Here is a 5,168-nt window from a genome sequence, read left to right as displayed (position 1 = left end):
GCCTGGAGGCGCAGCCGCAGCGGCAGAAAGCCCTGGTCGCTCTCGGCGCCGCGGCCATCGCCCTCACCCGCGACCTGCTCGACCGCCGTGATCCCCGCGACGATCCGCTCGATCCACGGCAACGGCTTCGGCGCCACGTCATGGCGGCCCTGCAGCATGGCGAGGGCCCAGCGGTGGTGGTCGAGGAGCGGGAGCATGTAGTCGCCGCCGTGCCGGTCGCGCTCCGCGAGCCCGGCCGCCTCCGTGGTGTGCGCCTCGGACTCGGCGAACCGTCCGGCGAGCGCCGTGATGATCGCCTGGTCGACGGCGGCGCCGATGTCGAGCCGCGGCAGATCCGCCTGCTCGGCCATCGAGACATACGTCTGGAACTCGCTGAGATAGCGGGGATCGGCGAGCTCGACAAGCCCCACCCAGGTCAGCGCGCGGGCGAAGTGCTCGCCCTCGACATCGCCCATCCGGCGGGTCAGCGCGGTCAACTCCTCGACCAGCGCGACCCGTTCGGCCGCGGTGCCCGGTCCCCAGATGGCGTGATGGCGGGCCCACAGGCTGAAGCCGAGCGCATCGTCGTCCCCGTGCCGCCGCGCGAGCACCGCGGTGCGGATGCTCAGCTCCTGGGCGAGCTCCTCCGCCGTGAGCTCGGCGGACCGCCGGCCGCCGAGCGCGGAGTGCGCCTCGCGGAGCAGCTCCTCGGAGGTGCCCTGCCGCAGCGGCGGCAGCGGGTGGAAGTGCCCGTGCAGCGACAGCGCGACCCGCGCCATCAGCTCGGCCGAGCCGAGCGCGCGTGCCTCGTCCACGGCCGCCTCGAACTCGCGGCGGGCCTCGTGCGGCGCCGCGCCGTGCCGCAGCGAGTCGGCGAGCGCGAGCCGGGTGATCACCTGAAGCCCCGGCTCCGGCACCTGCGCGGCGCGCTCGACGGCCCGCCGCAGATGCCCCAGACCTTCCTCGGTGGCAAGGCGCGACCCCGCGTCCTGCGCGGCCTCCCGCAGCAGCCGCACCACCGTCTGTGCGGGCACGGCATCGCCCGCCGCATACGCGTGCTGGGCCAGCTCGCCCGGCAGCACCTGCGCCGCGACCGCGGGCACCCGCTCCCAGGCCCGTACGAATGCGGCGTGCCGCTGCTTCAACTCGCCCTCGTCCAGGGCGTCGTGGAGCGTCTCGCGGACGAGATCGTGCACGAACCCGAAGCGTCCGCCGCCGTGCGAGGTGACGAGCCGGGCGGTCACCGCCTGGTCGAGCAGCCGGTCCACATGCGCGGCCGGCGCCCCTGCCACGGCCGCGAGCACCTGCCGGTGGAACTCTCGCCCGAGCACGGCGCCCGTGGAGAGCAGCGCGGACACCGCGTCCGGCAGCAGATCGAGCCGCCGCCGCACCATCTCGCGGACCCCGGGCGCGATGGTGTCCACGGACGCGCCGCTCGCCCACAGCCGCGCGGTCTGCTCGACGAAGAACGGATTGCCGCCCGTGCGCCGGTGCACCTCCGCGACCAGTTCGTCCGACGGCTCGCGTCCGGCGGTACGCGTCATCAGCGCACGGGTCTCGGCCCGGTCGAACCCGGTCAGGGTGACCGTGGTGGCCTTCGCGACCAGCGGCAGCATCAGCTCCCGCAGCGGATGCCCGGCCGTCTCGACCTCGGCGTCACGGTAGGTCCCCACCAGGACGAGACGCTCGAACCAGGCGTGCCCCGCGGCGAATTCGAGCAGCTTGAGGGTGGCCGGATCGGCCCAGTGCAGATCGTCGAGCACCAGCAGGACGGGCCGCTCCTGCGATACGGCGACCAGCGCGCTGGTCACGGCGTCGTGCAGCGCGAAGGCGTCCGGATCGTCCCCCGCGCCCGGACCCGCACCGGCGCGTGCCCGCACCTCGCCGAGCAGTACCCCGAGCCCGCCGCCCGCGGCCTCCTCGGCCCGGGCGACCTCCTCGGGTGTGGCCCAGCGGCGCAGCGCGCGCACGATCTGCACCCACGGCCAGTAGCCCGGGGCGCTTCCCGAATCCCAGCAGGCTCCGGTGAGCACGAGGGCACCGAGCTCGCGCGCCTCCTGCGCGGCCTCGGTGACGAGGGTGGTCTTGCCGATCCCGGGCTCGCCCGTGACGAGCAGCAGACCGCCATGGCTCTCGGCGGTCCGCGTGATCTCCGTACGCAGCACGCGTGCGGGGTGCTCGCGCCCGATCAGTGCGGGGGTCATGCCTGGAACGATAGGCGGACCCACTGACAAGCGGCGGGGTGTGGGGGCGCAGCCCCCACGAGCACCCCGGGCAACAGCCTCCGCAACGACCGGGCCGGCGGGCGGATCCAGGCGGGGCGTGGGGCGGCAGCCCCACAAAGGACCCCTGCCTGTCGCTGCAGACCTCAGCCCCTTCCAGCGCTTACACATGGACCATGTGCCACTACTGCGGATGCCGGGACATCCCGCTGATCAAGGAGTTCATCGCCGAGCACGAGCGCGTCACGGACGCGGCGGGCGATGCGGCCCGCGCGCTGGACGCCGGGGACGTGGAGCGGGCGCGCGAACTGGTCGCCTTGATGGCGCGCGAGCTCGCCGCGCACTGGGCGGGTGAGGAGAACGGGCTGTTCGCGGTGATGCGGGACGACCCCGAGTACGCGGACTACATCGACGACCTCGTACGGGAGCACCGCGAGCTCGCCGCCCTGCTGCCGTCGCTCGATCTGACCGACGCGGCCGATGTGCGCACGCTGCGCGAGGCGGTCGACGAACTGCACCAGCACATCGCCAAGGAGGAGGACGGCCTGTTCCCAGCGTCGCTCACGGCGCTTTCGGGGGAGGATTGGAACCGGTCGATGGCGGCTTGGTCGGATGCGCATCCCGGAGAGGCGCATCCCGGAGAGGCGCATCCCGGAGAGACGCATCCCGGAGAGGCGCATCCCGGGCGTCCGGCTCCTGGTGGGCCGGAACCCGGGGAGCCGGAACCGGGGGAGCCGAAGCCCTGAGGCGTTGGGCCTCCGGGGCCTTCAACTCCTCGTACAGAGCGAGCGCCTGTGCCCGGTGCGCCTGCGCCTCCGTGTCCTCGCCGAGGCACGCGTGGACGGTCGCGAGCCCCGCATGCGCCCGTGCCCGCTCATACGCGGGCCCGTCCAGTGCGGCGAGGTGGCAGCGCCTCGCCTCGGTGAGCGCTCCTGCCGCCAGGTGGGTCTCGCCCGCCCCGTTGTGCGCCATCGCCGACAGTGCGCTGTTGTACGTGCGTACGGCGAGGTCGAGCGCCGCCCGGTGCTGCCGCAGCGCCTCCGGATGGCGGTCGAGCTGCCGGCAGACGCTCCCGAGCCGGTTGAGCGCGAGCCCGTGCAGATACGGGAAGCCGGCCTCGTGCGCCATGGTGACGGCCCGCCGCGCGTACGCGAGCGCTTCGTCCGGGCGTCCGGTGTCCCGGCACAGCGCCGCGAGTCCGAACAGGGTGTGGGCCTGTGCGGGCGGATGGTGCGCGGTCAGTGCCAGGGCCTCGCGCAGGGGCGCCTCGGCCTCCTCGGGGCGGCGCCTGCGCCTCAGGAGCAGGCCGAGGTGGAGCAGCGGCCGGTAGGCGAGGGTGCTCCGGGGGCGGAGGGGTTTGGGTGCGCGCTCCCGGCCGAGCTCCCCGTAGAGCGCCGCGGACCGCCGCAGCAGTTCCTCGGCCCGTTCACAGTGGCCGAGATAGCCGTGGACGGCGCCGAGGTTGCCCGCCGATGACGCCAACAGGAGCCGGTCTCCGGTGTGTTCGTGCAGGGCCAGCGCCTGTTCCATGTGCGTCACGCTCTCGTCGTAGCGCTGCAGCCGGTACTCGACCATCCCGATCGCCCGGAGCGCCGCACCCTGCCCGGTCGCGTCGCCGCGCCGGGTCGCCACGTCGAGGGCGCGGTGGTGCAGCCGCAGCGCGTCGTCGTGGTGCAGGCCGAGGTCGAGGTACCAGCACAGGGCGAGGGAGAGGTCACGGGTCACGTCGGCCGGTCCGTGTGCGGCGGCGCTTTCGGCGATACGGACGAGATTGGCGCGCTCGGCGTCGAGGTGACGCAGGGCGGCGGCGTAGTCGCCCCCGTCGGTCGCCGGGACCGTCTCGGCGGTCGTCGGGGCGCTTCCGTCGGTCGCCGGGTCGGTCCCATCGATCGCCGGGCCGCTCCCGTTGGTCGTCGTGCCGCTGCCGTCGGTCGTCGTGCCGGGCGGCAACACCTCCAGCGGGTCGATCAGTTCGGCCGCCCGCACGGCCGTCCGCACACTGTGCGCGAAGAGCCGGCCGCGGGCGGACTCGCGCTCCCGGGGTGCGTCGGTGGTCCGGGCGAGTTCCGCCGCGTAGGTCCGCAGCAGATCGTGCATCCGGTAGCGGCCGTCGGCGGGCTCCTCGACGAGGTTCGCCCGCAGGAGTACGTCGAGCAGCCGCCGGGCCGTCCCCGGTGCGCCGCTTCCCGTCAGGGCGTCGGCCGCGTCCGCCCCGATGTCCTCCCCGGGGTACAGCCCGAGCAGCCGGAACAGCCGGGCCGCCGCCGGATCGAGATGGTGGTACGAGGCGGCGAGCGCGGCGCGGACCGAGGCGTGCGGATCGCCGGCGTCGAGCAGATCAAGGCGGGCGCGCTCGTCGGTGAGTTCGGCGACCAGCGCGGCGACCGTGCCGGCCGGGTGGGTCCGCAGCCGCTCGGCGGCGATCCGCAGCGCGAGCGGCAGCCGGGCGCACACCTCGATGAGCCGGGCGGTGGCCTCGGGTTCGGCGGCCGTCGGCCTGCCGAGCAGGGTGTCGAGCAGCCGTCCGGCCGCCGCGGGGGTGAGCCGGTCGAGGTCGATGCGCCGGGCGCCTTCGCGTACGGAGAGTCCGGCGAGGGTGTCGCGGCTGGTCACCAGGGTGCGGCAGCGGTTGCCGCCCGGCAGCAGCGGCCGTACCTGCGCGGCGCTGTGTGCGTTGTCGAGCAGGACGAGCAGCTGTTTGCGGGCGACCAGGGAGCGGAACAGCGCGGCGCGCTCCTCGGTCCCCGCCGGTACGACGGAACCGTCCGCGCCGAGCGCCCGCAGGAACCCGGCGAGCGCGTCCCCCGGGGCGACCGGCCGTCCGGGTCCGTATCCGCGCAGGTCCACATACAGCTGCCCATCGGGGAACCGGTGCGCGGCCCGCTCTCCCCAGGCCACGGCCAGGGAGGTCTTTCCGACACCTGCGGTCCCGGCGACGGAGGTGATGAGGACGGGGGCGGTGAGGGC

Annotated in this window: 2 protein-coding genes and 1 pseudogene; 1 reads left to right on the top strand and 2 read right to left on the bottom strand. The window is 74.6% G+C overall.

Going from position 1 to position 5,168, the window contains the following annotated elements; translation table 11 throughout:
* A partial coding sequence (locus G6045_RS39100; RefSeq protein WP_165337006.1) for an ATP-binding protein occupies positions 1-2,183 on the bottom strand: 2,183 nt, incomplete at its 3' end.
* Positions 2,184-2,377: 194 nt separating this feature from the next.
* On the opposite strand from G6045_RS39100, the gene G6045_RS41820 reads away from it, so the two are divergent.
* Complete coding sequence (locus tag G6045_RS41820) at positions 2,378-2,947, top strand: hemerythrin domain-containing protein (RefSeq protein WP_165337005.1); 570 nt, start codon at positions 2,378-2,380, stop codon at positions 2,945-2,947.
* Between the two features lie 154 nt (positions 2,948-3,101).
* Here the strand turns inward: G6045_RS41820 and G6045_RS42055 are convergent.
* Positions 3,102-4,298 (bottom strand): annotated as a pseudogene (locus G6045_RS42055) (tetratricopeptide repeat protein); the annotation flags it as partial.
* Between the last annotated feature and the right edge of the window lie 870 nt (positions 4,299-5,168).

The sequence above is a fragment of the Streptomyces mesophilus genome, from assembly GCF_011044995.1.
In the GTDB taxonomy this organism is placed as follows: domain Bacteria; phylum Actinomycetota; class Actinomycetes; order Streptomycetales; family Streptomycetaceae; genus Streptomyces; species Streptomyces mesophilus.
Note: the sequence above shows the minus strand (reverse complement) of the source record. Positions and strands in the feature narration are given on the sequence as shown.